Below are 22,390 nucleotides of genomic sequence, written 5' to 3'. Positions count from 1 at the left end.
GAGTGTACGTGTATGTACAAAACGCTTGGCGTGCTATCAGCGGTGGGCGAAGGCGCTGATCACCGCGGCCGCCACCGCCGCCCGCTCGACCATGCCGGCGATGCTGATGTGCTCGTGGCGCGCGTGGGCACCGTCGCCGACGGCGCCGAGGCCGTCGAGCACGGGACGGCCCATGGCCGCCACGTAGTTGCCGTCGCTCGCCCCGCCCACCGAGGTCTCCCGCAGGTCGACGCCCAGCTGCTCGCCTGCCCGGTGGGCCAGCGCGTACATGGCAGCCACCCCCGGGCTGCGTTCCATCACCGGCCGGTTCCACCCGCCCTGCACGGTCACCTCGGCCCGCGGGTCGTGCGGCCGGAGCGACCCCAGCAGCTCGTCGATCCTGTCCTGCGCCGCCAGCCTGGCGACCCGCACGTCGACGCCTGCCGTCGCGGCTGCGGCCATGACGTTGCGGCGAGTGCCACCGTGGAGCACCCCGACGTTCACGGTGGTGCCCTCCGCGAGGTCGGTGGCCGCGTGCAGGGTGCGCACGATGCGGGCGATCTCGTCGATCGCGCTCGCCCCCGCTGTCGGGTCGAGTCCGGCGTGCGCCTCGACGCCCCGCACGTGCACGTCGAACAGGCCCACGCCCTTGCGCGATGTCTTCAGCGCTCCGTCCGCGCTCGCCTCGAACACCAGCACGGCCGCGGCGTCCACGGCGGCCTTCTCGATCAGCGGCCGCGAGAACGGGCTGCCGATCTCCTCGTCGCCGTTGAGCAGGAGGCGCAGCGGCGGGCACGGCAGGCCGGCCTCGCGCAGCGCCCGGACCGCCCAGACGGCCTGGACCAGCCCGGCCTTCATGTCGAACACGCCCGGCCCGCTGAGCCGGTCGCCGTCGATCCGCACGGGCCAGTCGGCGAGGGTGCCCGCGCTCCAGACCGTGTCGTAGTGCGCGAGGAAGGTGAGGAGCTGGTCGCCCGTGCCGTCGTACTCGAGCTCGAGGACGTCGCCGTACTCGTCGGACCGGTGCAGGGCTCGGGAGCGCGGTGCACCGATCCGCTCGCCCACCCAGGACTCGAGGTGCGCCAGCCCGGCCGCGAGCAGCGCGACGTCGTCGCTCGGGGTCTCGTGCTCGGCGTAGGCCACGAGGTCGGCGACGAGATCCTCGCGATGGGCGGCCAGGCGGCCGTGGAGCGCCGCGACGTCGACCCCGTCGAGAGCGGCGGGCGTGGGCACGGTCATCGCAGGGCTCCCGCAAGGTCGTCGATCCGCTGTTCGGTCATCGGCGCTCCGCCCTCCAGTTCCTCGATCTGCGCCACCAGCCGGGCGAGGCCGGGGACGGCGATCCCGAGCTGTGCGGCCCGGTGGAGCACCGGTCCGTAGTGCGTGGGTACCTCGGTGGGCCTGCGGCGTACCGCGATGTCACGCCAGATGCCGCTGCGGTCCTTCGTCTGGGTGCGCAGCCACGCCACCAGCGCGTCGGTCGCGGCGTCCGCCGCCGCCCCGTCGCCGATCGCGTAGGGCGCGGGGTCGAACGCGTCGAACGGCTCCAGCGTGATCGCTTCCGCTGCCGCCACCGCGTACACCTCCGCCGCGAGCGCGTGCATCACCGCGCGATGCCGGTGGATGAGCTCGGCCATGGACGCGTCGGCGAGCGCGGTGGCCACGAGCATCGCGCCGAAGCCCAGCTTCGACCACAGGTACCCGTTGACGTTCGCGGTGGCACGCGCCGGACCCCACGCCTGCAGGTCGGCGACGACCTCCTGCACCCGCGCCGACTCCCGCCCGTCCACCTCGCCGACGACGAGGGCGCCGAGCCCGCCGTCGCGGATCTCACCGGGCGCCACGACGTCGGCGAACAGGTTGACGAACGCGCCCACGGTGCGGGCCGCGCCGACGCGTGCGGCGATCTCCGGCTCGTTCAGCCCGTTCTGCACGGAGACGACGAACCCGTCGGCCGAAAGCCGTGGCGCGATCCAGTCCAGCGCCGGCCCCGTGGCCTGTGCCTTGACCGCCAGCAGGACACGGGAGACCTCCTGCGGCCCGCCCTCGTCCGGCGTGAACGCCGCCGCCACGGGCACGGCCGTGTGCTCGTCACCCCGGCGCACCACGATTCCCCGCTCGCGGATGCTGCGCACGTGCTCTGCATCGGCGTCGACGACGGTGACCTCGTGCCCGGCACGCGCGAGGTGATGGCCGAGGGTGCCACCGATGGCACCGGCGCCCACGATCACATAGGCCACTGCTGACAGCTCCTCTCCACCCCGCCGACCGGTCGTCGACGGCCGTGCCTCACGTGAGCTCCCGGCCCTTCGTCTCGGGCATCGTCGCGTAGACGACCACGCCGATCAGCGCGGCGACGGCCACGTACAGCCAGACCCAGCCGCGCAGCCCGCTCGCGCTCATCCACGTGGTGATGTAGGGGGCGGTGCCGCCGAAGACGGCCACGGCGAGCGCGTACGGCAGCCCGATGCCCGTGCTGCGCACCTCGGCAGGGAACTGCTCGGCCATCACCACCGCGCAGTTGGCCGAGTAGCCGGCCAGGAACGTGACGCCGACCAGTTCGACCACCAGCAGCGGCCAGAAGCCGCCGACCTCCAGCAGCCGGAACGCCGGGTAGGCGAGCACGACGAAGCCGATCGCGAAGGCCAGCAGCGTGGGCTTGCGCCCGTAACGGTCAGACAGCAGCGCGACGAACGGCAGCAGGCACAGGAAGTACGCGATCGCGATCGTGTTGGCGAGCAGTGCCTCCGACAGCGGGATGCCGACGGCCGCGTTGGCGTAGCCGGGCATGTAGCTGATCCACACGTAGTACGTGAGCGTGCCGGCGATCGTGATGCCGATGACGCGCAGCGCGGCGGCCGGGTGGTCGGTGAGCATCCCGACGATCGGGTTGCGCCGCCGCGTCCGGCCCTCGTCGCTGGCACGCCGGAAGCTCTCGGTCTCGTCGACGGTGACCCGCAGCCAGAGCCCCACCAGCCCGAGCACGCCCCCGATCCCGAAGGCGATCCGCCAGCCCCAGGCCTGCATCGCGGCGTCGCTGAGCGCCGAGGTGAGCACGAACCCCATGAGTGAGGCGATCAGCGCGCCCGCGCCCACCGACACCTGCTGCCACGAGCCCGCGAACGCCCGCCTGCGCGGCGCGGCCGATTCCACGAGGAACGACGAGGACGATCCGAACTCCCCACCCGCCGAGAAGCCCTGCACGAGCCGGGCCAGCAGCAGCACCACCGGCGCGGCGATCCCGATCGCCTCGTAGGTGGGGCAGATCGCGATCACGAAACCCGCGCCCGCCATCAGCCCGATCGTCAGCGTGAGGCCCTTCTTGCGACCGTGCCGGTCGGCGTACGCGCCGAGCAGGGCACCGCCGATCGGCCGCATGACGAACCCGACGGCGAACACCGCGAGCGTCGAGAGGAGGGCGGCGGTGGGGTTACCGCTCGGGAAGAACTGGGACGCGAAGATCGGCGCGAGCGTGCCGTAGACCGCCCAGTCGACCCACTCGACGGTGTTGCCGATCGAACCGGCGACGATCGCCTTGCGCTGACCGCGGGTGAGCCGGGTGCCGGACGCGGCCTCCGCCGGCGCCACCACCTCGCTCATCGCAATCCCACGCTGCGCTCGGTCAGCGCTGCGCGAGAGCGCCGTACCGATGACTCGCTCGCAAGCTCGCTCATCGCAATCCCACGCTGCGCTCGGTCAGCGCTGCGCGAAAGCGCTGTACCGATGACTCGCTCGCAAGCTCGCTCATGACCGCTCCCGCCCCGGCCTGAGCAGCGTGCGAGCCACCTCGGCCAGCTGGGCGTGCGTGGCGAACCAGACTCCGGAGTGTCCCGCGATGTGCGCGAGCAGCTCGCGCAGGACCAGCAGCCGGGAGCGGTGGCCGATGACGTGCGGGTGCAGGGTGAGCTGGAAGAGCCCGCCCTCGGCGTACGCGGCGTCGAACTCGTCGCGCCAGATCTCCAGCAGAGCACGCGGCGGGGTGTAGGGCCGGAGCGAGGAGTAGCGCTCCATCATCAGGTAGGGCGCGTCGTCGCGGATCCACTCCACCGGGATCTCCACGATCCCGGTGGGCCGGCCGGCGGCCACGAGCTCGTAGGGCTCGTCGTCGGCCATCAGCGACGAGTCGTAGCGCAGCCCGAGCTGCTCGATGATCGCGAGGGTGTGGTCGGAGAAGTCCCAGCTCGGGGTTCGGATGCCGACCGGGCGCACACCGCTGAGCTTCTCCAGCACCTCGACCGCGCGGCCCGTGAGGTCGAGCTCGTCGGCGCCCTCCAGCAGCATGTTGCGCTCGTGGATCCAGCCGTGCACAGCCACCTCGTGGCCACCGGCGACATAGGCCGTGACCTCGTCGGGATGCAGCAGCGCGGACACCGCGGGCATGAAGAAGCTGGCCGGGACGCCGAACTCGGCGAGCAGCGCGAGCACCTTCGGAACCGCGACCCGGGCGCCGTACTCGCCCTGTGACAGCTTCCCCGGACGCGTCTCGGCGTCGCGCAGCGGGATCGTCTCGTGGTCGGGGTCGAAGGAGATCGCCACCGCGACCGTGGCACCCCCCGGCCAGCTGTCCGGCACCAACCGGTCTCCGGCGCGCACACGCTCGACGTGTCCGCGCCAGGTCGGCTCGTCCCATTGCCACGGCTGAAGCTCGATGGGGCCACCCATCCTGATCACCCTACTGGCGATCCACGCGTCGGACAGGCTTCTCGCGCGGTCCGCGAGCGCTGCGCCGGCCACGACCGGCACGCCGATCGCGCCTGCCCGGGCACCGCGCACACCTCACCTGTCCGAGGTGAATGACACGACGACCTGGCCGCCCGTAACCCACCCACCCGGGACGCGCCGGAAGCCCGGCCGTCACACGCCGCGGTCATGCCGCTGGGCACAACGTGGCCGCGCCGCCCGGGTTCACCCGATCGGCCCGCCCGAACGGCGTGCGACGCTGCGGGCGGTCACCGGCCCGGCCAGGGGATTTCCCACCATCATGTACTGGACCGGCGGCATCCTCCGGAGTTGGGTCGGGGTGGTGACCGTCCATGGCACGACACTCTCGATCCGACGCCCCGATCCGGTGGAACGCGGCGGTGTCGTCGTGGTCTGCGACAGCGAAGGTGCACCCGACTGGGTGGTGGACTGGTGCCGGCGGTCCGGACGGTGGCTGCGCCGCCACGAGTTGCCCGCCGTCTCCCCCGACGACCTCACGGCTGCGGCACAGCGGGTCGGCACCATCGCCGAGATCGCGTCGGCCGCCGCCCGCCAGGACAGTTCCGTCCTCGTCGTGTCCGGGGCGGTGTCACCACCCCGCTCCGGGCGGCCGCAGGTGGTCGCCGCGGTGCAGGCCCTCCCCGACGACGGGCCGGTGCTGGCCGCCGCCGCGACGGCCGCCCTGCACAGGCACGCCGACCTGGTCGTCGCCCACGGCGTGCCCACGTCGTTCGCGGAGCGCAGCGTCGGGCTCGACGCCGCGCTCGACCATGCGCACCGGCTGCTCAGCACCTCCGTGGCGGCCGCGCACGCGACGGCCCCGGACCTCACCGTGGTGCCACTCCTGCTCCGGGTCCGCCCGTACGAGATGGTCGGTGAAGGGCTCGACGCCGACCTCCTCGTCATCGGCGGCCCACGCACGTTCCCGCCCGGCCCGCTCGGGCTCGTCGCCCACAGCGCTCTCCACCACGCCCCGTGCTCGGTGCTGCTCACCCCACGGGCACCCCGGCCGGAGTTCCTGCCGGACGTCTACTCCTGATTTCCGCCGCACGGTGGCCCTGGCGGGCCTTGTCGGCAACCGGGCACGGCTACAGACTTGACACGCGAGGAGCGGAGGAGGACGAGCCATGCGCTGCTGCACCGGTGACCAGATCGTCATCGAAACCGCCACTCTGGACACGCCGCGCCGACGGGGCGAGGTGATCGAGGTGATCGGCCAGGGCGAGCGGGAACACTACCGGGTCCGCTGGCAGGACGGCCACGAGTCGGTCTTCTTCCCCGGCCCGGACGCGCGGGTGCTCCCGCGCGGCTGACCGTCGGAGCCGATCCCTGGGGGCGTGATCTCAGCCCAGGCCCTCGTTCGCGGTGAGCCGCTGCCCTGCCCGGCGGGCGGCGCCCGGCAGCACCAGCACCGCGACGACGCCGACCAGGATCCAGGCTGCCGACACGAGCGGGTACACGCCCGCGGCGCCCTCCGGGTACGGCGCCACGTTGCGGAAGAGCGTGTACCCGATCAGCACCAGGGCGAGCGCCGGTACGACCACCTCCCACACGGCTACCTCGCGCCGTCCGGAGAAGAACAGCAGGCGGGCCGCACCGATCGTCGCCAGCGCGTACACGACCAGCAGGATCAGCGTGCCGATCGTCCCGGAGGCCACGAACAGAGCGAACGGTTCCCCACCCAGCACGAACCACGTGATGCCGATGATCACGTACATCACGGCGACGACCGCGGCCGTCGCCCGGGTGGGGGTGGCGCGCGCCGGGGAGATCTCCGCGAACGCAGCGGGACCGATGCCGTCGCGGGAGAGGGCGAAGAGCATGCGGGCGGCGCCCACGGCGCAGGCCAGCGCGCATCCGAACGCGCTGACCGCTGCACCCACCGTGATGAGGTCTCCCACCCAGACGGCCACGTACTGGGACCCGAGGTCGCCCAGCAGTGACGACGACGCGATGAAGGCAGCGACACCCGCGTCGTCGGTGCCGAAGCCCATCACCTCCACGGCCGTGACGAACACGAAGTAGATCCCGCCGAAGATCGCCGTGCCGAGGATCGCGCGCGGGATGCTCCGGCGCGGGTCCTTGGCCTCCTCGCCCAGGGTGGCGGCCGCTTCGAAACCGGCGAAGGACAGGAATCCGAAGACGACGCCGAGGAACACCGCCGAGACCTCGGTGCCGGGTGCCACCGTGAACACCGAGAAGTCGACGCCCCGCCCGCCCGGCGCCGTGCCCGTGGCCAGCCGGGCGAGGATGATCACGGAGACCACGAGGATCAGCGCCACGGTGGCCACCTCGATCGTCAGCAGCACCCGCGTGCCCCCGCGCACGGGCGCCACGGCGAGGGCCAGCACCCCGAGCAGGGCGACGGCACCGACGGCGAAGCCGGCCCACGAGGGCTGGTCCGGCCAGATTCCCAACGTGTTCAGGGCGGCGGCGCCGAAGATCCCGGCCGCCGTGGACGTCACGACGCCGTAGAAGATGTAGGTGCCGAGCAGCGACCAGCCGGCCACCACGCCGGCGCGCGGACCCAGCGTCGCCCCGACGAAGCCGTAGACGCTGCCGGCGTGGTTGAAACGCTGGCTGAGCCGCACGAACGTGTACGCGATGAGCAGCACCCCGACCGTGGCCAGCGCGAAGGCGAGCGGCACGGCACGGCCCACCGTGCCCGCGGTGCCCTGGGGGTTGATGTTGGCGGCCATGGACGGCGCCATCAGCGCCAGCGAGAGGCCGATCGCCTCCCATACGCTCAGTTCGCGACGGAGCCGGGTACCGGAGATCGACCTCTGCGCCATGGCGCCTCCTCGGTTGATCAGAAGATGGTCGGTCACGACCGGTCCGATGTCACCGAACATGCGCATACGTCGCCCGTCCGGACGCAGCAGAGTTCCCCAGGCGCGGCGGTGGCGGCCTCAACCGGGCACGGCCACCCAGATCGTCCCGTCCTCGATCCTGACCGGGTAGGAGACGAGTGCGCAGTCGCGCGGCACCACCCCCTGGCCGCTCAGCACGTCGAACTCCCACATGTGACCCGAGCAGGTCAGCGTGCCGTCCTCGATCCAGCCGCGGTCCAGCGGCGTCCGCTGGTGCGGGCAGCGGTTGTCATAGGCGCGCACCTCTCCGTCGAGCTTAATCAGCAGGACCTCGGTTCCACCGAGGACCACACCGAACATGCCTCCCTCCCACAGCTCGCCCTCGCGGGCCGCCTCGGTCCACGTTCCCGCGTCGGGCGGCGGCACGTCATCGGGGGAAGCCACAGAGCGCCTCCAGACTCATCGGCCCGGCTGCCGGTGCGCCGGTTCGTTCGCGCTGCCGGGTTACCCGGCTGGGCGGCCGACGAGTCCGGGCCGCTGGTGCCGAGGAAACGAGGTTCTCCGCGGCACTAGAACGTGGTGAAGGTGGCGTCCCGCACCGCGTCGTCGCCCATGCGGACGCACCGGTCGTACTCCGCGCGCCGGGTGGCGAGGATGCACCGCCCGAGCAGGTCGCCGAGCCCCTTCATCAGGACCGGGTCGGCCTCCAGCCGCGCGAGCGCCTCCCGCTGGTCCGCCGGCAGCGGGCGGACGCCGCATCGGCGGGCGTCTTCGGGGCCGAGCGTCGCCGGGTCAACCGCGGCCGGCTCGGGCAGGTCGAGCCCACGCTCCACGCCGTCGAGCCCGGCGAGGATGAGCCCACCGAGCGCCAGGTAGGGGTTGCTGCTGGCATCGCACGCCTTCAGCTCCGCGTTGGCGCTCTCCCGCTCCCGGCCCCGGAACGGCGATGCGACGCGCAGTGCTGCCTCCCGGTTGTCGTAGCCCCAGGACACCGTCGACCCCGCCCAGGCACTCGGCCGCAGCCGGTCGTACGACAGGTAGGACGGGCAGGTCAGTGCGACGAGCGCGGGAAGGTGGTCGAGCACGCCGGCCAGGAACGCGCCGCCCCGCTCCGACACTGCGAACGGGTCGGCCGGATCGGGCATCAGGTTCGTGGCGCCGTCGGCGTCCCACAGCGAGAAGTGGATGTGCGTGCCGCTGCCGATCCCGTCCGGCCACGGCCGAGGCGCGAACGAGGCCAGCAGGCCGTGCGAGCACTCGGCGATACCTCGCACAGTGTCGCGCAGCCGCAACTGGTTGTCGGCGGCGCTGAGCGCGTCGGCGTAGCGGACGGAGATCTCCTGCTGTCCCGGCCCGTACTCGTTGATCGCCTGCTCGACGACGAGGCCCTGCTCGGTCAGCGCGTCGACGATGTCGTTGAGCACCGGGGCGGCCCGGTCCAGCCCTGCCGAGGAGTACACCGGGCCGTCGCCCCACGGCCGCGGCCCCTCGGGCGTGCGTTCGGCCAGGTAGAACTCGTTCTCGAAGGACGCGCGCACCCGCAGCCCCGCGTCGGCCGCCGCCGCCACAGCGCGCTGCAGGAACGCCCGGGGGCAGCAGCCCCAGTCGCGCCCGTCGTGGCCGACCTGGTCGCACAGCACGCTGCCCACCCCGTCGAGCCAGGGCAGCCGGACGTACGTCGCGAGGTCCGGGACGATGCGGATCTCGCCGACCGGTTCCATGTCCGCCACCGGCACCAGGTCGTCCAGCACGTTGACGGCGTTCTGCGCCCTGGTGAGCCCGAGCCCCGAGTGCAGTGCGCCGCCGAGACGCCCGACGTGCGCCTGTTTGCCGCGGATGACACCGCTCGGATCGCAGTACAGGAACCGCAGCAGCCGCACGCCGTCGGACTCGAGGCGCTCGAGTAGCTCGGTCACCTCGTCGCTCACTGCTCCTCCAGCCGGTAGACGCGACGTGCGTTGCCCGCCCCGATGAGCTCGGCGACGCGCAGGGCGTCGGCCTGCGACCAGTCCCCGGATTCCACCCACCCGCCGAGCAACGCGGTCATGGCGCGGCGCCACAGCAGGGCCCCGAGGTGGTGCAGCTCAGGAGGTCCCCACGCGTCCGAGGAGAAGAGCACCTTGGCGAACGGGGCCACCTCCAGCGACTCGGCGATCACAGCGGCGCTGCGTGCCCCGCTGTAGTTCACCGCCAGCCCGACGTCGAAGTACACGTGCGGGAACACGGCGGCGAGGTAGCCCGCGGTGCGGTGGTAGGGGTAGCAGTGCAGCAGCATGATCGGCACACCGCGGTCCTGCACCCGCCGCAGGAACCCCGTCATCTTCGAGGGGTCGCAGCGGTGCATCGTGAGGTCGGTGTCGCCGAACCCCACGTGGAACTGCAAGGGGAGCCCGTGTTCCACGCCCGCCCAGAGCAGGTGGCGCAGCAGCACCGGATCGGTCAGCCGACCCCCGTCGCGCAGCCACTGCCCGGCCGCGCGGCGCACCTCACCGGCATCCGGTGGCTCCGGGTCGAAGTCGAGGCCGTACCGGTAGGCGATCACGGACTTGAGACCCACAGCCCCCTGCACCCGCTTGCCCAGTGCGGCGGCGAACGCCTCGGCGAAGGCGCTCGCGCCGGGCGCCGTGGCCGCCACGTCCTCGGCCACCGACTCGAGCCGGACCACCTCCTCCGCCGACGCGGGGTGGGCGGGCGTGGTCGCCGACCGGGCCATCTCCGCGGGCGAGAGGATCTCGTCGGCGCGGTAGCCGGTCTCCACGAGGAAGCACCCGATGCCGCTCGCGGCCAGGAACCGGCGTGCCACCTCGTCCGCGCCCAGCTCGCGGCGCCGCTGCAGGTACGTGGGCACGTCGGCGTGCGGGGGCAGGTCGAGCACCGGGGCGCACCAGCGGCGCACCGCGAAACCGACCTGAGAGTCCAGCTGGGAGGTGCCCGGCGGCGCGGGGAATGGCGACTCCGAGAGGCCGGCGGCGAACTCCTCGGCGTCGAGGTCACCCCGCGCGGCGCCGTGGACGTGATGGTCCACGAGCCGCAACGACTCCACGGCCGTCGCTACCGGCTCGGTCATGGGATTCAGCAGACAGGCAGGCGCCGATCACGTCAAGGACGCGCCGGGCCGACTCACCCCCTGCGGCGGCCGGTCAGCGCCCTCGAGATCGCACGGGCGGGACCGTCACCATCCCCGGTTCTCCGCGCGCTGGCGGCCACGGACCGCGACGCCGTCGAGGCATTGGCGGGGGCTACCGGAGCGGCGCGGCCTGGCCTGCCTCGGCAACGTGTCGTGGGGGTCGATGATGTCGAGGCACCGGAGCACCTGCGGGCTGCAGCCCGCCACCCGGAACTCGACGTCGCGGCTCGTCGCGCTGTTCGCGAACGCGAGCAGCGCGGAAAGGCCGCGGGCGCCGACGAACGTCACCGACGTCAGGTCGACGACCAGGCTCCCGATCTCGCACGGGGGCCGCAGCTGCTCGGTGAGGCAACGGGTCAACGCAGGCTCGGTGAGGAGGTCGATTTCGCCGATGACGTGCACGGTGACCTCCGCCGGAGACCCACCCAGGCGGGTGAGCCTGAAGCGCGCCAGTTCCGGTGACGGCGCATCCTGGGCGCCGGGGGATACATCCATGCAATACCCGCACTTCCCGCCCCGCCATGGAGGCCGTCGTCCTACGCGAGAAGGCCAGAAACTGTGTCGCCAGCATCAGCGGTGGCGAGCCGGGACTGCGTGTCACCGGCGAGCTCTGAGCCGGCGAGCGCCCCGGACGTGCTGATCCGGGTGCCTTGCCGTGTGGACGCGGAGCAGGGACCGGGCCTGCGTCGTGTCGAACTCTAACGGCGACGGGGCGGCCTGAACAGGGCGCAGAGGGCGGCGCGGGACGGTGTCGGACATGGGGCGACCAGTAATATGACGGCCGGTGTGCCGGGAAGTCTGGTCGGCGATGTGGTCCCCGACCGTTGCGGAGGAACTGTGACCGTGCCACCCGGCGGCTCCGTACCTCGCCTGTTCGGCCGGGGTAGCTGGCCGGAGGTCAGCCGGATAGCCGACATCCTGCGCACCGAGACCGTGGGTGGCGCGCTGCTGGTCGGTGCGGCAGTGATCGCGCTGATCTGGGCGAACTCCCCCTGGTCCGGCATCTACGAGGGACTCACCGAGCTGCAGGTCGGTCCGTCCGCGCTGCATCTCGACCTGACACTGGCGCAGTGGGCGGGCGACGGCCTGCTGGCGATCTTCTTCTTCGTGGCCGGGCTGGAGCTCAAACGCGAGTTCGTCGCCGGTGACCTGCGCGATCCCCGGCTCGCCGCCCTGCCGGTGGCGGCCGCCGTCGGCGGCATGGTGGCGCCCGCTCTGATCTATGTCGCCATCAACGCCCGCGCAACCGACGGCGCGCTGGCCGGCTGGGCCGTCCCTACCGCCACCGACATCGCCTTCGCCCTCGCCGTGCTCGCCGTCATCGCCACCCATCTACCGGCGGCGCTGCGCACGTTCCTTCTCACGCTGGCCGTGGTCGACGACCTCCTCGCCATCACGATCATCGCCGTCTTCTACACGCGGTCGCTGCAGCTCGTCCCCCTTGCGCTGGCGCTGATCCCACTCGGGCTGTTCACGCTGCTGGTGCAGCGCCGTGTGCGGTCCTGGTGGCTGCTCCTGCCCCTTGCCGCAGCCACCTGGGCGCTCGTTCACGCCTCCGGCGTGCACGCCACCGTCGCAGGAGTGCTGCTCGGGTTCGCCGTGCCGGTGAAGCGCCGCGCCGAAGGTCCGGGCCCCGGGCTCGCCGAGCACTTCGAGCACCGGTTCCGTCCGATCTCGGCGGGTTTCGCCGTGCCGGTGTTCGCCTTCTTCGCAGCAGGCGTGTCCGTCACCGGGTCGAGCGGCTTCGGGCCCGGCCTGACCGACAGCGTCACCATCGGCGTCATCGCCGCCCTGCTGGTGGGCAAGCCGTGCGGGGTGCTCGGCGCGACCTGGGCCGTGCAGCGGTTCACCCGTGCCGACCTCGCGGAGGACCTGTCCTGGTGGGACGTGCTCGGACTCGCGCTGCTCGCCGGTATCGGGTTCACCGTCTCCCTGCTCATCGGCGAGCTCGCCTTCGGCGCGGGCTCCGAGCGCGACGACCACGTCAAGGTCGCGGTGCTGCTCGGCTCGCTGCTCGCGGCGCTCCTCGCCACCGTGGTGCTGCGTATCCGCAACTCCCACTACCGCCGGATGTGCGCGGAGGAGGAGCGTGACGTCGACGCCGACGGCGTGCCTGACGTGTACCAGACCGACCCGCCGCCCACCTGAACGGCAGGTTCCGGCCAGGTCAGGAACCTGTGCCGGCCCCGGCGGGCCTGCGCCGCTCGGGCACAGGGGGCGCCGGGGTGGCGCACTCTGCCCACATCAATGCGTGCTCCAGCCCGCACGCGTAGTCCCGGCACGCAGACGGCTCCCCGTAGATGATCGCCTCGGCTGCGGCCAGCTCACGGACGATCGCCTGAGACCGCACCGGCAGGCCCGCGAGCACCCCACTCAACGGCCCCGGCCCTCCGACGCACAGCCAGTGCAAGGCGTCGACGGCGCCGTGGCGGAACTCGGGGGTTGCAACATCTTTCCGGACCTGCAGCTCCGCAATCTGTGCGGCCAGCACGGAACGCTCACGCAGGTGGATAGGACTATCCATGATCCGCTCCCGGCGCGTGAATGGTTGCGATCATCCACGGCTCGGCGAGATCGTCAGCCATGACAACTCCAGCAAAGACAAAGAAAACTGCAGAGAAACTATAGCCATACCCGGCTCGGAACAGAAGACCTCCGGACCTGCGGAAACGTTTCGGGCGTGAGCGGGTTCACCCTCGGCTCACGATCAGGCACTGTCCGCAGAAAACCCAGCCCAGGCGGCCGCGCGGCGCGCGTCGATCTCCGGCGAACACCCGTGACGCCCCGGTGAGACCCACCCATGCACGCCCGGCGCATGGGCCATTCACAACATTCATTGGTCGCCCTGGCACGTCCCACCTACAGTTGAAAATATGGCGATGAAACAATTGATCAATACGGCGACGACCGGACGAACCGGACACTGACAATCGAATCGCGACTCTCAACAGGATATTCCGGAGTCCCCACAATTGGTTTGATGAACCTCATTCCGGCGTGCGCTCAGCCGCATCCGGAGCGCCGGTTCACCTGGCCGTAGCTCAGATGTAGCGAGCCCGGGCTGCCCGAGGGGTAGGCAGCCCGGGCTCATCGCGGGCGGCGAGCTCAGCCGCCATGTCCGGGACGATCCGGCAGCGGGCGCACCCGCTGGTCAGCGAAGGATGGTGCCGAAGACAACGCTGAGGAAATCTTCTAGTGGTTCAACGTTTCTCACGACCTTGCTGTGCATGATCGCGCCCTGGAATGCGTCGAGGAGGAACGGGCCGAGGCGCTCCACGTCGGAACCGGCGCCGATCTCACCCGCCGCCCGGGCAGCCTGAAGTGTCGCCACGATGTCCTCCGACCACTGGCAGAGACTGGTGCCGACCTGTGTCCGGATCACATCGCTGCGGTCCGCCACCTCCGTGCCCATGTTGCCCAGCAAGCACCCACGGGTGAACTGGCTCTCGGACAGCATGTCGACGACCGCCCGGAACCGGGCGCGCAGCTGCGCGAGCGGGGAGAAGCCGGGATCCACCTCTTGCCACCATGCCGAGCCGGCGGCGTAGCGGGCGACCACCTCCGCACCGAGGTGCTCCTTGCTCGCGAAATGGTTGTAGAACGAACCCTTCGGTACACCGGCCGCCTTGGTGATGGTGTCCACGGAGCAGGCGGCGTAGCCGTGGCGATGGAACTCGGTGACGGCCGCCTCCACGAGCACCTCCCGGACTCCGACGCGTGGCATGCCATTGAACATGACCAGTCGTCTCGGCGGCGGTCAAGGCAAGCACGACTTGCACACATTCAGTTCGGTGCGCGTGCCCTCGATCGGGCGCGAGTGTCCGAATCCCAACGGGCCGAAGACGCGTCGAGGCCGGGTGCGTCCGGCGACATTCAGCAACGCTCGAATGACGGAGAGTTCGTTCGACATCGCGCCTCGCGTCTCACCCGCAGAGGGTGAGAGAGCATTCGTGGCCCCGCAGAGCCACCCGGAACCGGGAGATCGACGGAACGAGGATTCATTTTCCCGATCGGGGAAGTCAGTTGCAGAACCCGGCGCACCGCTCACGCCCGCTCCGCAGAATCCGGCTCAAGACATCGGATCACACGCCACGGGTGATCCGGCTTCCCCGCCGCGGGGCGATGGTGTCGTCACACCCCCGGCGGAGCACGCCGGGGCGGACGCACGGAGCGGCGGCGGGCGCCGGGGAGGTCGACGATGAGCGACACCGGAACGGGCAAGGCGGTGCGGTCGAGCCGCCGGCGGCCCTCGACGCGGGTGATCGTCGCCGTGGTGTTGGTGGTCCTCGCGTTCATCTTCATCATCGAGAACCGCGAGCCTGCAGCGATCCGGGTGATCATCCCGATCGTGATCATGCCGCTGTGGGCCGCGCTGACCGGCATGTTCGTCGTCGGTCTCGCCGTCGGCGCGCTGTGGCGGAAGCGGCGCTGATCGTTCCGGTCGTCGGAATCGCGGGCAATCGCGGACCGACGCCCCCACGGAACTCGGGGCCGATCACGCGTCCCCTGCCCGGGGACTTTCACGGGTGCGACGCGCTGGTGCCGGGGTGACGGTGGGTTCGAGGCACCCCGCTGCGCACCCGCTGGACACCGGAACGGAATCGAGTGACGAGATGGATACGCGTCGCGCAGATGCGATCGCAGAACTCTTCGCGACCCTCGAAGGTCTGCTGATCACCTACCAGGCGCTGCCCGAGAGCGAGCGCCCGCAGCGCTGGGCCGCTGACGCGCATCGCATCACCGGCGTGGTCGCCCAGCAGCTGAGCAGCACGAGGAGCCGCATCTCGTCGAGCCCGATCGATCTCGGCGCAGAGAGCGCCTGAACCTCCGCCGCCCGTCCCGCGCTCCGAGGGGCGTGGTGAGCGTTCCTGTCCTGGTGAGGCCACGCGTCGGCGCGGCCGTCCTGCCACTCACTTGTAGGGAGTTCTGTGACCGATATCGACATCGAGCTCTTGACCCGAGCCGACGTGCCCAGCGACTGGACCGATCTCGACCGGAAGGCGGTCGACACGATCAGAGTGCTCGCCGCCGACGCCGTGCAGAAGGTCGGCAACGGCCACCCCGGCACCGCGATGAGCCTGGCCCCACTGGCCTACACCCTGTTCCAACGCATCATGCGCCACGACCCCACCGACCCCGACTGGATCGGACGCGACCGCTTCGTCCTCTCCGCCGGACACTCCAGCCTCACCCTCTACATCCAGCTCTACCTGTCCGGCTACGGCCTCGAACTCTCCGACCTCCAAGCCCTGCGCACCTGGGGCTCGAAGACCCCGGGCCACCCCGAACACGGCCACACCCGCGGCGTCGAGATGACCACCGGCCCGCTGGGCCAGGGCCTGGCCTCCGCCGTGGGCATGGCCATGGCCGCCCGCCGCGAACGCGGCCTGTTCGACCCCGAACCACCCCCCGGCGACAGCCCGTTCGACCACCACATCTACGTCATCGCCTCCGACGGCGACATCGAAGAAGGCGTCACCTCCGAAGCCTCCTCCCTCGCCGGCACCCAACAACTGGGCAACCTCACCGTCATCTACGACAAGAACCGCATCTCCATCGAAGACGACACCGACATCGCCCTGTCCGAAGACACCGCCAAACGCTACGAGGCCTACGGCTGGCACGTCCAAATCGTCGACAGCGGCGAAAACGTCACCGGCATCCTCCAGGCCCTCGACAACGCCCGGGCCGAAACCGACCGCCCCTCCTTCATCGAACTGCGCACCATCATCGGCTACCCCGCCCCCACCAAGATGAACACCGGCAAAGCCCACGGCGCCGCCCTCGGCAACGACGAGGTCGCCGAGGTCAAGAAGATCCTCGGCTTCGACCCCGACAAGAACTTCCAGATCGACGACGACGTCCTCGCCCACACCCGCAAGGTGACCGACCGCGGCCGTGCGGCCCACCAGGCCTGGACGACGACCTACAACGACTGGGTCAGCCGAGAGCTGGACCGGAAGGAACTGCTCGACCGCATGCTCGACCGGTCGCTTCCTCCCGGGTGGGAGAAGACCCTGCCGAGCTGGGATGTCGGCCATGAGGGGGTCGCGACCCGCAAGGCCTCGGGCGAGGTGCTCACCTCGCTCGCCGACGTGCTGCCGGAACTGTGGGGCGGCTCGGCGGACCTCGCGGGGAGCAACAACACCACGATGGAAGGCGCCGACTCGTTCGGGCCACCCTCCACCGCCACCACGATGTGGAACGCCCACTGGTACGGCCGCACCCTGCACTTCGGCATCCGCGAACACGCAATGGGCGCCATCCTCAACGGCATCGCCCTGCACGGCCCCACCCGCCCCTACGGCGGCACCTTCCTCACCTTCTCCGACTACATGCGCCCCTCCGTCCGCCTCGCCGCACTCATGCAAGCCTCGGTCATCTACGTCTGGACCCACGACTCCATCGGCCTCGGCGAAGACGGCCCCACCCACCAACCCATCGAGCACTACGCCGCCCTGCGCGCCATCCCCGGCCTCTCGTTCCTCCGCCCCGGCGACGCCAACGAAACGGCCCACGCCTGGCGCGCCACCCTCGAACGAGCCGGAGGCCCCACGGGCCTCGCCCTCACGCGTCAGAACCTGCCCGTACTGGAGGGCACCTCCTACGACGGCGTCGCCCGCGGCGGATACGTGCTGGCCGAGGCATCCACCGGCGAACCGCAGGTGATCATCATGGCCACCGGGTCCGAGGTACAGATCGCGGTCGACGCCCGAAAGATGCTCGAAGCCGACGGCGTGCCCACCCGGGTCGTCTCGATGCCCTGCGTCGAATGGTTCGACGAGCAGGACGAGGCCTACCGCCGGTCCGTGCTACCGGCCGCCGTCCGCGCCAGGGTCTCGGTCGAGGCAGGAATCGCGCAGCCCTGGCACCGGTTCACCGGCGACGTCGGCGAGTGCATCTCCATCGAGCACTACGGGGCGAGCGCCGACGGAAGGACGCTCTTCCGCGAGTTCGGGATCACCGCCGAGGCGGTCGTGGACGCCGCACGCCGCTCCCTGGGCCGGGCCTGATTCCCGTTACTCGGCCTGGCACCGGGAGAGACCCGGCGGATGACGATGCAGAAGATCGAGAAATGGAGCAGAACCGAGCATGAAGATAGCGATGGTCGGCTTGGGGCGAATGGGCGCCAACATGGTGCGCCGGTTGCTCCGCGACGGGCACGAGTGCGTCGTTCACGACATCTCGACCGACGCCGTCGACGCACTGGCCGGCGAAGGTGCGCAGGCGGCGTCGTCACTCGAGGACCTCGTGTCCCGGCTCGAGGCACCCCGCACCGTCTGGCTGATGCTTCCGGCAGCGATCACGGGGGGCACGGTCCGGAGGCTGCTCGACATGCTGGAGCCCGGCGACGCGATCGTCGACGGCGGCAACTCCTCTTACCGTGACGACATCGACCGGGCGCAAGCCGCGGCCGTCCACGACGTGGACTACGTCGACTGCGGCACGAGCGGCGGGGTGTGGGGGCTCGATCGCGGCTACTGCCTCATGATCGGCGGGCCGGAGCGCGCGGTCGCACGGCTCGATCCCGTGTTCGCCTCGTTGGCGCCGGGGGTGGAAGCGGCGGCCCGCACGCCCGGCAGGTACGGCCCGGTGTCGCAATCCGAACAGGGCTACCTGCACTGCGGCCCCCCGGGAGCAGGCCACTTCGTGAAGATGGTGCACAACGGCGTGGAGTACGTCCTGATGGCGGCCTACGCGGAGGGTCTGAACGTCATCCGCAGCGCCGGCGTGGGCCGCCACGCCACCGAGGCCGACGCGGAGACCGCGCCGTTGCGCGAGCCGCAGTACTACCCGTTCGACGCGATCGACCTCGGCGAGGTCGCCGAGGTGTGGCGCCGCGGCAGCGTGATCGGCTCGTGGCTGCTCGACCTCACCGCGCAGGCGCTGCTCGCCGACCCCGACCTGGAGCAGTTCACCGGGCGCATCTCCGACTCCGGCGAGGGCCGATGGACGTCCATCGCGGCGATCGAGGAGGGCGTACCCGCCCCGTTGCTCACCGCCGCGCTCTACAGCCGGTTCGCCTCCCGCGGGAGCGAGGTCTTCGCCGACAAGGTGCAGTCGGCGCAGCGCAGGGAGTTCGGCGGACACATCGAGCGGAGCGCCGGATGACGGCCGCCGACGCCGCAGCGACCGATCTCGCTGCGGGGCACCCCGGCCCCCGGGCGGACGTCCTGGTGCTCTTCGGAGTCACCGGTGATCTCGCCCGCAAGATGATCCTGCCCGCGCTGTACCGGCTCGTCGAGCGCGGTGAGCTCACCGTGCCCGTGATCGGCGTGGCCCGCACCGACTGGAACACCGAGAAGCTGCGCGAACACGTCGGCCACAGCGTCGAGGCAGCACTCGACGACGTCGAGCCGGCAGCGCTGCGACGGCTGCAGGGTCTGGTGCACCTCGTGTCGGGCGACTACGGGGACCCGCTGACGTTCGGGCGGCTCGCGTACGCCGTGCACAGGCACGCGGGGCAAGGCACGTTCGCCGTGCACTACCTGGCCGTGCCGCCGGGCCTGTTCGGCGTCGTCGCGGACGGATTGGCCGCAGTGGGGCTGCACGAGTTCTCCCGGCTCGTGGTGGAGAAGCCGTTCGGCCGCGACCTCGACTCGGCCCGGACGCTCGACGCGCTGTTGCGCCGCCACTTCGCGGACGAGCGGATCTTCCGCGTGGACCACTACCTGGGCAAGGAACCGGTCGAGGACCTGCTGGTGCTCCGGTTCGCCAACACCCTGCTCGAACCGATGTGGAACCGCACGTGGGTGGAGCGCATCGAGATCACGATGGCCGAGGACTTCGACGTCGCCGAGCGGGGCTCGTTCTACGACTCGGTGGGCGCGGTCCGCGACGTCGTGCAGAACCACCTGCTCCAGGTGCTCGCCTACCTGACGATGGACGCCCCGCACACCGACGCAGCCCACGACCAGCACGACGCCAAGAACCACCTCCTGCGTGCCGTACGTCCCGTGGACCCCGCCGAGGTCGTGCGCGGGCAGTACATCGGTTACCGGGACGCGGCCGGTGTCGCCGCGGGCTCGACGACCGAGACCTACGTGGCACTGACCCTGCACATCGACAACTGGCGCTGGAGCGGCGTGCCCGTGCACATCCGGGCGGGCAAGGCGCTGCCACGCACCGTGGTGGACGTCGTGGTGGTCCTTCGAGAGCCGCCACGGATGTTGTTCACCGGGACGGACGGGGCGCCGCCGCCCAACCGGATCCGGCTGTGCCTGCAGCCCGACGCCGGTGTCACCTTCCACATCCTCGCAAAGCGGCCCGGCGGCGACGACGTGGCGACCGAGCTGCCCGTGTCGGTGGACTTCCGCCGGATGCTCGGCCCGGTCCACGCGCCCTACGAACGCGTCTTCGAGGATGCGCTGGCCGGCAACCCCGCGCACTTCGCCCGGCTGGACAACCTGGAGCAGGCCTGGCGGATCGTCGGACCGATCCTGGACGTGGGCACGGAGCCCCTGCCGTACGTCCCCGGCACGTGGGGCCCCACCCATGATCGTTCGTGACCGGCTGCCGGCGGCAGCGACTGGGCGTCAAGGACCCCTGAAGCGCCCTGGCTCGCCGAATGACCGGCAGCTGAGGGCGCCTGCCGGGAAGTGATCGACCACCTCAGCCGCACCCGCATTCCCGGGGCACTCGCGCGTGCCCATCCGAGCCCGCGCACCTCCGCAAAGCTCAGCATCACGTCGCGCATGCGCTCCTGAACCGTCCGGTGCTTCCCGGACGTCATCTCATTCATGGCGATTCGCTCCGGGGTGAGTGCCCGGCGCATCGGCACCGATTCGTGCCGATCGCGCCTCCCCTGCGCCTCTTGCGTGGGTTGCCCCGGGATGTGACCGGGGACCGACACGGGCGCGACCAAGGGCTCACCCCACGAAAGTGCACACGTGCCCTTCTCGTCACATGAAGGAGAACGCGATGATCTGCGGACGATGTGGATGGTTCATTCCCACTGACTGCACATGCCGCCGAGTCGACGACCCGGCCACGATGGCCCGACTGCGGGGCATCGTCGACCAGCGTCATCGTGATTCAGCAGCCCGAGCGAACAGATCGGGGTGGGCTGTCGAGCCACGGCTCGAGATGAGACCGGCCCCGCTCGTTCCGGCTACCACACCCGGTATCGCGCCGCTGTCGCGTAGGCCTGCGTCGGATCCACCGTCACGTCGAGCGTGAGGGTCCAGATCCCCGGAAGCGGCACGACGGTGTTGGTGCTGTGCCACCGCGACGTATCGCCCGGGTCGTTCACCAGCCTGACGCCCAAAGCGGCGACGCTCGCGGTGGACAGGTTCGCGGTGATCGCCTGTACCGGGACCGGCCTGCCGGCGGCGTCGGTGACGTCGAGCTCGAGGTCCTGCCTGCCCCGCCGCGTGTCGTCGACGTGAACGTGCACGACGTCCGCGCGCAGCGGTGCGTCGACGTCGACCGGCGGCCCGTAGGTGGTGGAGGCCGGGGGCTCCGACACGAGCACCGCGGTGACGGCCAGCACGACGACGGCGAGTGCCGCCTCGATGCGCACGCTGCGCCGGATGACGGTGAACACGTCGCCACCGGCGAAGCGCTCGTCGCCCGTGCCGTTCACGGCGGTGGCCAGAACGCGGCGCTGTGCCAGCACGGCGGCGACGAGCATCGCGGCGATGACGCCGAGCTTGATCAGCAGCACGGCACCGTAACCGGTGGACCACAGCGCCTGTACGGGGTCGACCTGGCGCGAGGCCTGGAACTCTCCGGTCACCACCAGGCACGCGACGCAGCTGTAGGCGATGTACGACCAGCGCTTCATCACGGCGGAGTGGAGCTGACGCCCGCCCCGCCGGGCGAACGGCACAACGACAGTGACGAGGACCGCGAGGCCACCCAGCCAGACCGCCATCGCAGCCAGATGCAGGATCGCGGAGATCAACGCGAGCGGGACGTCGGGACCGACGGACTCGTGCCCGGTCAACGCGACGGAGACCAGGAGCGCCAGCGCCGCCACCGCACCGGTCACGGCATGTCCCAGGCGTCGCAGTCGCACCAGCGAGGCGCTGGTCAGCAGGGGGATCACCAGGACGAGCAGCACCAGCCGGGCGATCAGCTCCTGCCCGAAGGCACTGCCCAGCGTCTCGCCTGCGCCTGCGAGCCGGAGCACAGCGGGCCAGCTGCCGTCCTCCGCCCGTGCCCCCTGGAGCAGGAACGCGACCAGGGTGCCCACCACCATCAGCAGCCACCCGCACCACAAGGTCAGGCGCGTGCGGCGCGCGGTGATCACCCATGGCCACAACCACGCCGCCGCGGCGCCGACCCCGATCAACAGGACGATCCCCAGGTAGAGCACGCCCTGCGCCACATCGGCGGTGACGTCCAGAGCGCGCGTCCGGTCCGGGGGCGGTGCGGGCGCGGCCGAGGGGTCCACGCCGATGCCGAAGGTGATCGAGCCGCCGACGATGTGCGTGTCCGCCGACACCACGCGCCAGGTCGCGGAGTACGTCCCGGCGGACAGGCCCGGCCGGAGCGGCAGCATGATCGTCGTGCCGTCGGCGGACTGTCGCAGCTGCCCGGTGTCGACCCGCTCCCCGGTGCCGGAGATGACCTCGTCGGACGCCGGGATGGGCTGGACGGCCTCGTCGAACGTCAGCGACACCTCGGTCGGCTCGCTGTCGACCCTGGCGCCGTCCCGGGGTGAGCTGCCGTCCAGCACCGCGTGCGCGCTCGCCGGACCCGCCAGTCCGACGAGGGCGACGACGGACAACAGCGTGGCGAGGACCAGGGTGAGGAGCCTCGAACCCAC

Annotated in this window: 20 protein-coding genes; 8 read left to right on the top strand and 12 right to left on the bottom strand. The window is 71.2% G+C overall.

The features are described from left to right. Positions 1-36: 36 nt before the first annotated feature. The 4 genes from ACQPZQ_RS11035 to ACQPZQ_RS11020 all read right to left on the bottom strand — a co-directional run bounded on the left by ACQPZQ_RS11035 (position 37) and on the right by ACQPZQ_RS11020 (position 4,752). Entirely contained in the window at positions 37-1,218 is a 1,182-nt protein-coding gene (locus ACQPZQ_RS11035) for a M20/M25/M40 family metallo-hydrolase (protein WP_433294700.1), read from the bottom strand. Next, positions 1,215-2,219 carry a ketopantoate reductase family protein gene (locus ACQPZQ_RS11030; protein WP_433294698.1) on the bottom strand — a complete coding sequence of 335 codons (1,005 nt, stop codon included), beginning with the start codon at positions 2,217-2,219 and terminating at the stop codon, positions 1,215-1,217. Before ACQPZQ_RS11030 ends, ACQPZQ_RS11035 begins: the two co-directional genes overlap by 4 nt. 49 nt (positions 2,220-2,268) lie before the next feature. After that, on the bottom strand, positions 2,269-3,579 hold the full coding sequence (locus tag ACQPZQ_RS11025; RefSeq protein WP_433294696.1) for an MFS transporter: 1,311 nt from the start codon (positions 3,577-3,579) through the stop codon (positions 2,269-2,271). A gap of 144 nt (positions 3,580-3,723) precedes the next feature. Beyond that, the gene (locus ACQPZQ_RS11020) at positions 3,724-4,752 is read right to left on the bottom strand and encodes a polysaccharide deacetylase family protein (RefSeq protein ID WP_433294694.1); all 1,029 of its coding nucleotides are present in this window, start codon (positions 4,750-4,752) and stop codon (positions 3,724-3,726) included. Between the two features lie 208 nt (positions 4,753-4,960). Between ACQPZQ_RS11020 and ACQPZQ_RS11015 the strand changes: the two genes are divergently transcribed. Next, positions 4,961-5,719, top strand: coding sequence for a universal stress protein (locus ACQPZQ_RS11015; RefSeq protein ID WP_433294692.1), 759 nt, complete (start codon positions 4,961-4,963; stop codon positions 5,717-5,719). Positions 5,720-5,807: 88 nt separating this feature from the next. Beyond that, positions 5,808-5,993: a DUF1918 domain-containing protein gene (locus ACQPZQ_RS11010; protein ID WP_433294690.1), complete on the top strand. Its 186-nt coding sequence runs from the start codon at positions 5,808-5,810 to the stop codon at positions 5,991-5,993. Between the two features lie 30 nt (positions 5,994-6,023). Here the strand turns inward: ACQPZQ_RS11010 and ACQPZQ_RS11005 are convergent, their stop codons facing one another. From ACQPZQ_RS11005 to ACQPZQ_RS10985, 5 genes are all read right to left on the bottom strand, one after another. Continuing rightward, a complete protein-coding gene (locus tag ACQPZQ_RS11005; protein WP_433294688.1) occupies positions 6,024-7,472 on the bottom strand; it encodes an APC family permease in 1,449 nt (482 codons plus the stop codon). Between the two features lie 117 nt (positions 7,473-7,589). Continuing rightward, the gene (locus tag ACQPZQ_RS11000) at positions 7,590-7,934 is read right to left on the bottom strand and encodes a Rieske (2Fe-2S) protein (RefSeq protein ID WP_433294686.1); all 345 of its coding nucleotides are present in this window, start codon (positions 7,932-7,934) and stop codon (positions 7,590-7,592) included. A gap of 125 nt (positions 7,935-8,059) precedes the next feature. Continuing rightward, positions 8,060-9,418: a glutamine synthetase family protein gene (locus ACQPZQ_RS10995; RefSeq protein WP_433294684.1), complete on the bottom strand. Its 1,359-nt coding sequence runs from the start codon at positions 9,416-9,418 to the stop codon at positions 8,060-8,062. Further along, a complete protein-coding gene (locus ACQPZQ_RS10990; RefSeq protein ID WP_433294682.1) occupies positions 9,415-10,557 on the bottom strand; it encodes an amidohydrolase family protein in 1,143 nt (380 codons plus the stop codon). Before ACQPZQ_RS10990 ends, ACQPZQ_RS10995 begins: the two co-directional genes overlap by 4 nt. Positions 10,558-10,662: 105 nt before the next feature. Beyond that, complete coding sequence (locus ACQPZQ_RS10985) at positions 10,663-11,112, bottom strand: STAS domain-containing protein (RefSeq protein WP_433294680.1); 450 nt, start codon at positions 11,110-11,112, stop codon at positions 10,663-10,665. A 342-nt stretch (positions 11,113-11,454) separates the two neighbouring features. Here ACQPZQ_RS10985 and nhaA point away from each other — a divergent pair, with 342 nt between their 5' ends. Then, positions 11,455-12,765 (top strand): Na+/H+ antiporter NhaA, encoded by a 1,311-nt coding sequence (nhaA, locus tag ACQPZQ_RS10980; protein WP_433294678.1) that lies wholly within the window; start codon positions 11,455-11,457, stop codon positions 12,763-12,765. Between the two features lie 19 nt (positions 12,766-12,784). Here nhaA and ACQPZQ_RS10975 read toward each other — a convergent pair whose 3' ends face one another. Then, positions 12,785-13,141, bottom strand: a complete 357-nt coding sequence (locus ACQPZQ_RS10975; RefSeq protein ID WP_433294676.1) for a hypothetical protein — start codon at positions 13,139-13,141, stop codon at positions 12,785-12,787. 627 nt (positions 13,142-13,768) lie between these two features. Then, entirely contained in the window at positions 13,769-14,341 is a 573-nt protein-coding gene (locus tag ACQPZQ_RS10970) for a TetR family transcriptional regulator C-terminal domain-containing protein (RefSeq protein ID WP_433294674.1), read from the bottom strand. A 474-nt stretch (positions 14,342-14,815) separates the two neighbouring features. On the opposite strand from ACQPZQ_RS10970, the gene ACQPZQ_RS10965 reads away from it, so the two are divergent. The 5 genes from ACQPZQ_RS10965 (at position 14,816) to zwf (ending at position 20,126) form a co-directional block, all read left to right on the top strand. Beyond that, positions 14,816-15,049: a DUF1049 domain-containing protein gene (locus ACQPZQ_RS10965; protein WP_433294672.1), complete on the top strand. Its 234-nt coding sequence runs from the start codon at positions 14,816-14,818 to the stop codon at positions 15,047-15,049. Positions 15,050-15,230: 181 nt separating this feature from the next. Further along, positions 15,231-15,440: a hypothetical protein gene (locus ACQPZQ_RS10960; RefSeq protein ID WP_433294670.1), complete on the top strand. Its 210-nt coding sequence runs from the start codon at positions 15,231-15,233 to the stop codon at positions 15,438-15,440. Positions 15,441-15,545: 105 nt separating this feature from the next. Further along, positions 15,546-17,630 (top strand): transketolase, encoded by a 2,085-nt coding sequence (gene tkt / locus ACQPZQ_RS10955; RefSeq protein WP_433294668.1) that lies wholly within the window; start codon positions 15,546-15,548, stop codon positions 17,628-17,630. Positions 17,631-17,709: 79 nt separating this feature from the next. Then, complete coding sequence (gene gnd / locus ACQPZQ_RS10950; RefSeq protein WP_433294666.1) at positions 17,710-18,729, top strand: phosphogluconate dehydrogenase (NAD(+)-dependent, decarboxylating); 1,020 nt, start codon at positions 17,710-17,712, stop codon at positions 18,727-18,729. After that, positions 18,726-20,126 (top strand): glucose-6-phosphate dehydrogenase, encoded by a 1,401-nt coding sequence (zwf, locus tag ACQPZQ_RS10945; protein ID WP_433294664.1) that lies wholly within the window; start codon positions 18,726-18,728, stop codon positions 20,124-20,126. The genes gnd and zwf overlap by 4 nt, the downstream gene beginning before the upstream one ends. A 602-nt stretch (positions 20,127-20,728) precedes the next feature. Here the strand turns inward: zwf and ACQPZQ_RS10940 are convergent. Beyond that, positions 20,729-22,390 (bottom strand): copper resistance protein CopC, encoded by a 1,662-nt coding sequence (locus ACQPZQ_RS10940; protein ID WP_433294662.1) that lies wholly within the window; start codon positions 22,388-22,390, stop codon positions 20,729-20,731.

The sequence above is a fragment of the Pseudonocardia sp. CA-142604 genome, assembly GCF_050948475.1.
GTDB lineage: Bacteria > Actinomycetota > Actinomycetes > Mycobacteriales > Pseudonocardiaceae > Pseudonocardia > Pseudonocardia alaniniphila.
This window is presented reverse-complemented; position numbering and strand designations above follow the sequence as displayed.

Bases quoted from the DNA above. Each gene is read 5' to 3' on its own strand.
- ACQPZQ_RS11035 (WP_433294700.1), bottom strand. From the start codon at position 1,218: ATGACCGTGCCCACGCCCGCCGCTCTCGACGGGGTCGACGTCGCGGCG.
- ACQPZQ_RS11025 (WP_433294696.1), bottom strand. From the start codon at position 3,579: ATGAGCGAGGTGGTGGCGCCGGCGGAGGCCGCGTCCGGCACCCGGCTC.
- ACQPZQ_RS11015 (WP_433294692.1), top strand. From the start codon at position 4,961: ATGTACTGGACCGGCGGCATCCTCCGGAGTTGGGTCGGGGTGGTGACC.
- ACQPZQ_RS11010 (WP_433294690.1), top strand. From the start codon at position 5,808: ATGCGCTGCTGCACCGGTGACCAGATCGTCATCGAAACCGCCACTCTG.
- ACQPZQ_RS11005 (WP_433294688.1), bottom strand. From the start codon at position 7,472: ATGGCGCAGAGGTCGATCTCCGGTACCCGGCTCCGTCGCGAACTGAGC.
- ACQPZQ_RS10990 (WP_433294682.1), bottom strand. From the start codon at position 10,557: ATGACCGAGCCGGTAGCGACGGCCGTGGAGTCGTTGCGGCTCGTGGAC.
- ACQPZQ_RS10985 (WP_433294680.1), bottom strand. From the start codon at position 11,112: ATGGATGTATCCCCCGGCGCCCAGGATGCGCCGTCACCGGAACTGGCG.
- ACQPZQ_RS10975 (WP_433294676.1), bottom strand. From the start codon at position 13,141: ATGGATAGTCCTATCCACCTGCGTGAGCGTTCCGTGCTGGCCGCACAG.
- ACQPZQ_RS10970 (WP_433294674.1), bottom strand. From the start codon at position 14,341: ATGCCACGCGTCGGAGTCCGGGAGGTGCTCGTGGAGGCGGCCGTCACC.
- ACQPZQ_RS10965 (WP_433294672.1), top strand. From the start codon at position 14,816: ATGAGCGACACCGGAACGGGCAAGGCGGTGCGGTCGAGCCGCCGGCGG.
- ACQPZQ_RS10960 (WP_433294670.1), top strand. From the start codon at position 15,231: ATGGATACGCGTCGCGCAGATGCGATCGCAGAACTCTTCGCGACCCTC.
- gnd (WP_433294666.1), top strand. From the start codon at position 17,710: ATGAAGATAGCGATGGTCGGCTTGGGGCGAATGGGCGCCAACATGGTG.
- zwf (WP_433294664.1), top strand. From the start codon at position 18,726: ATGACGGCCGCCGACGCCGCAGCGACCGATCTCGCTGCGGGGCACCCC.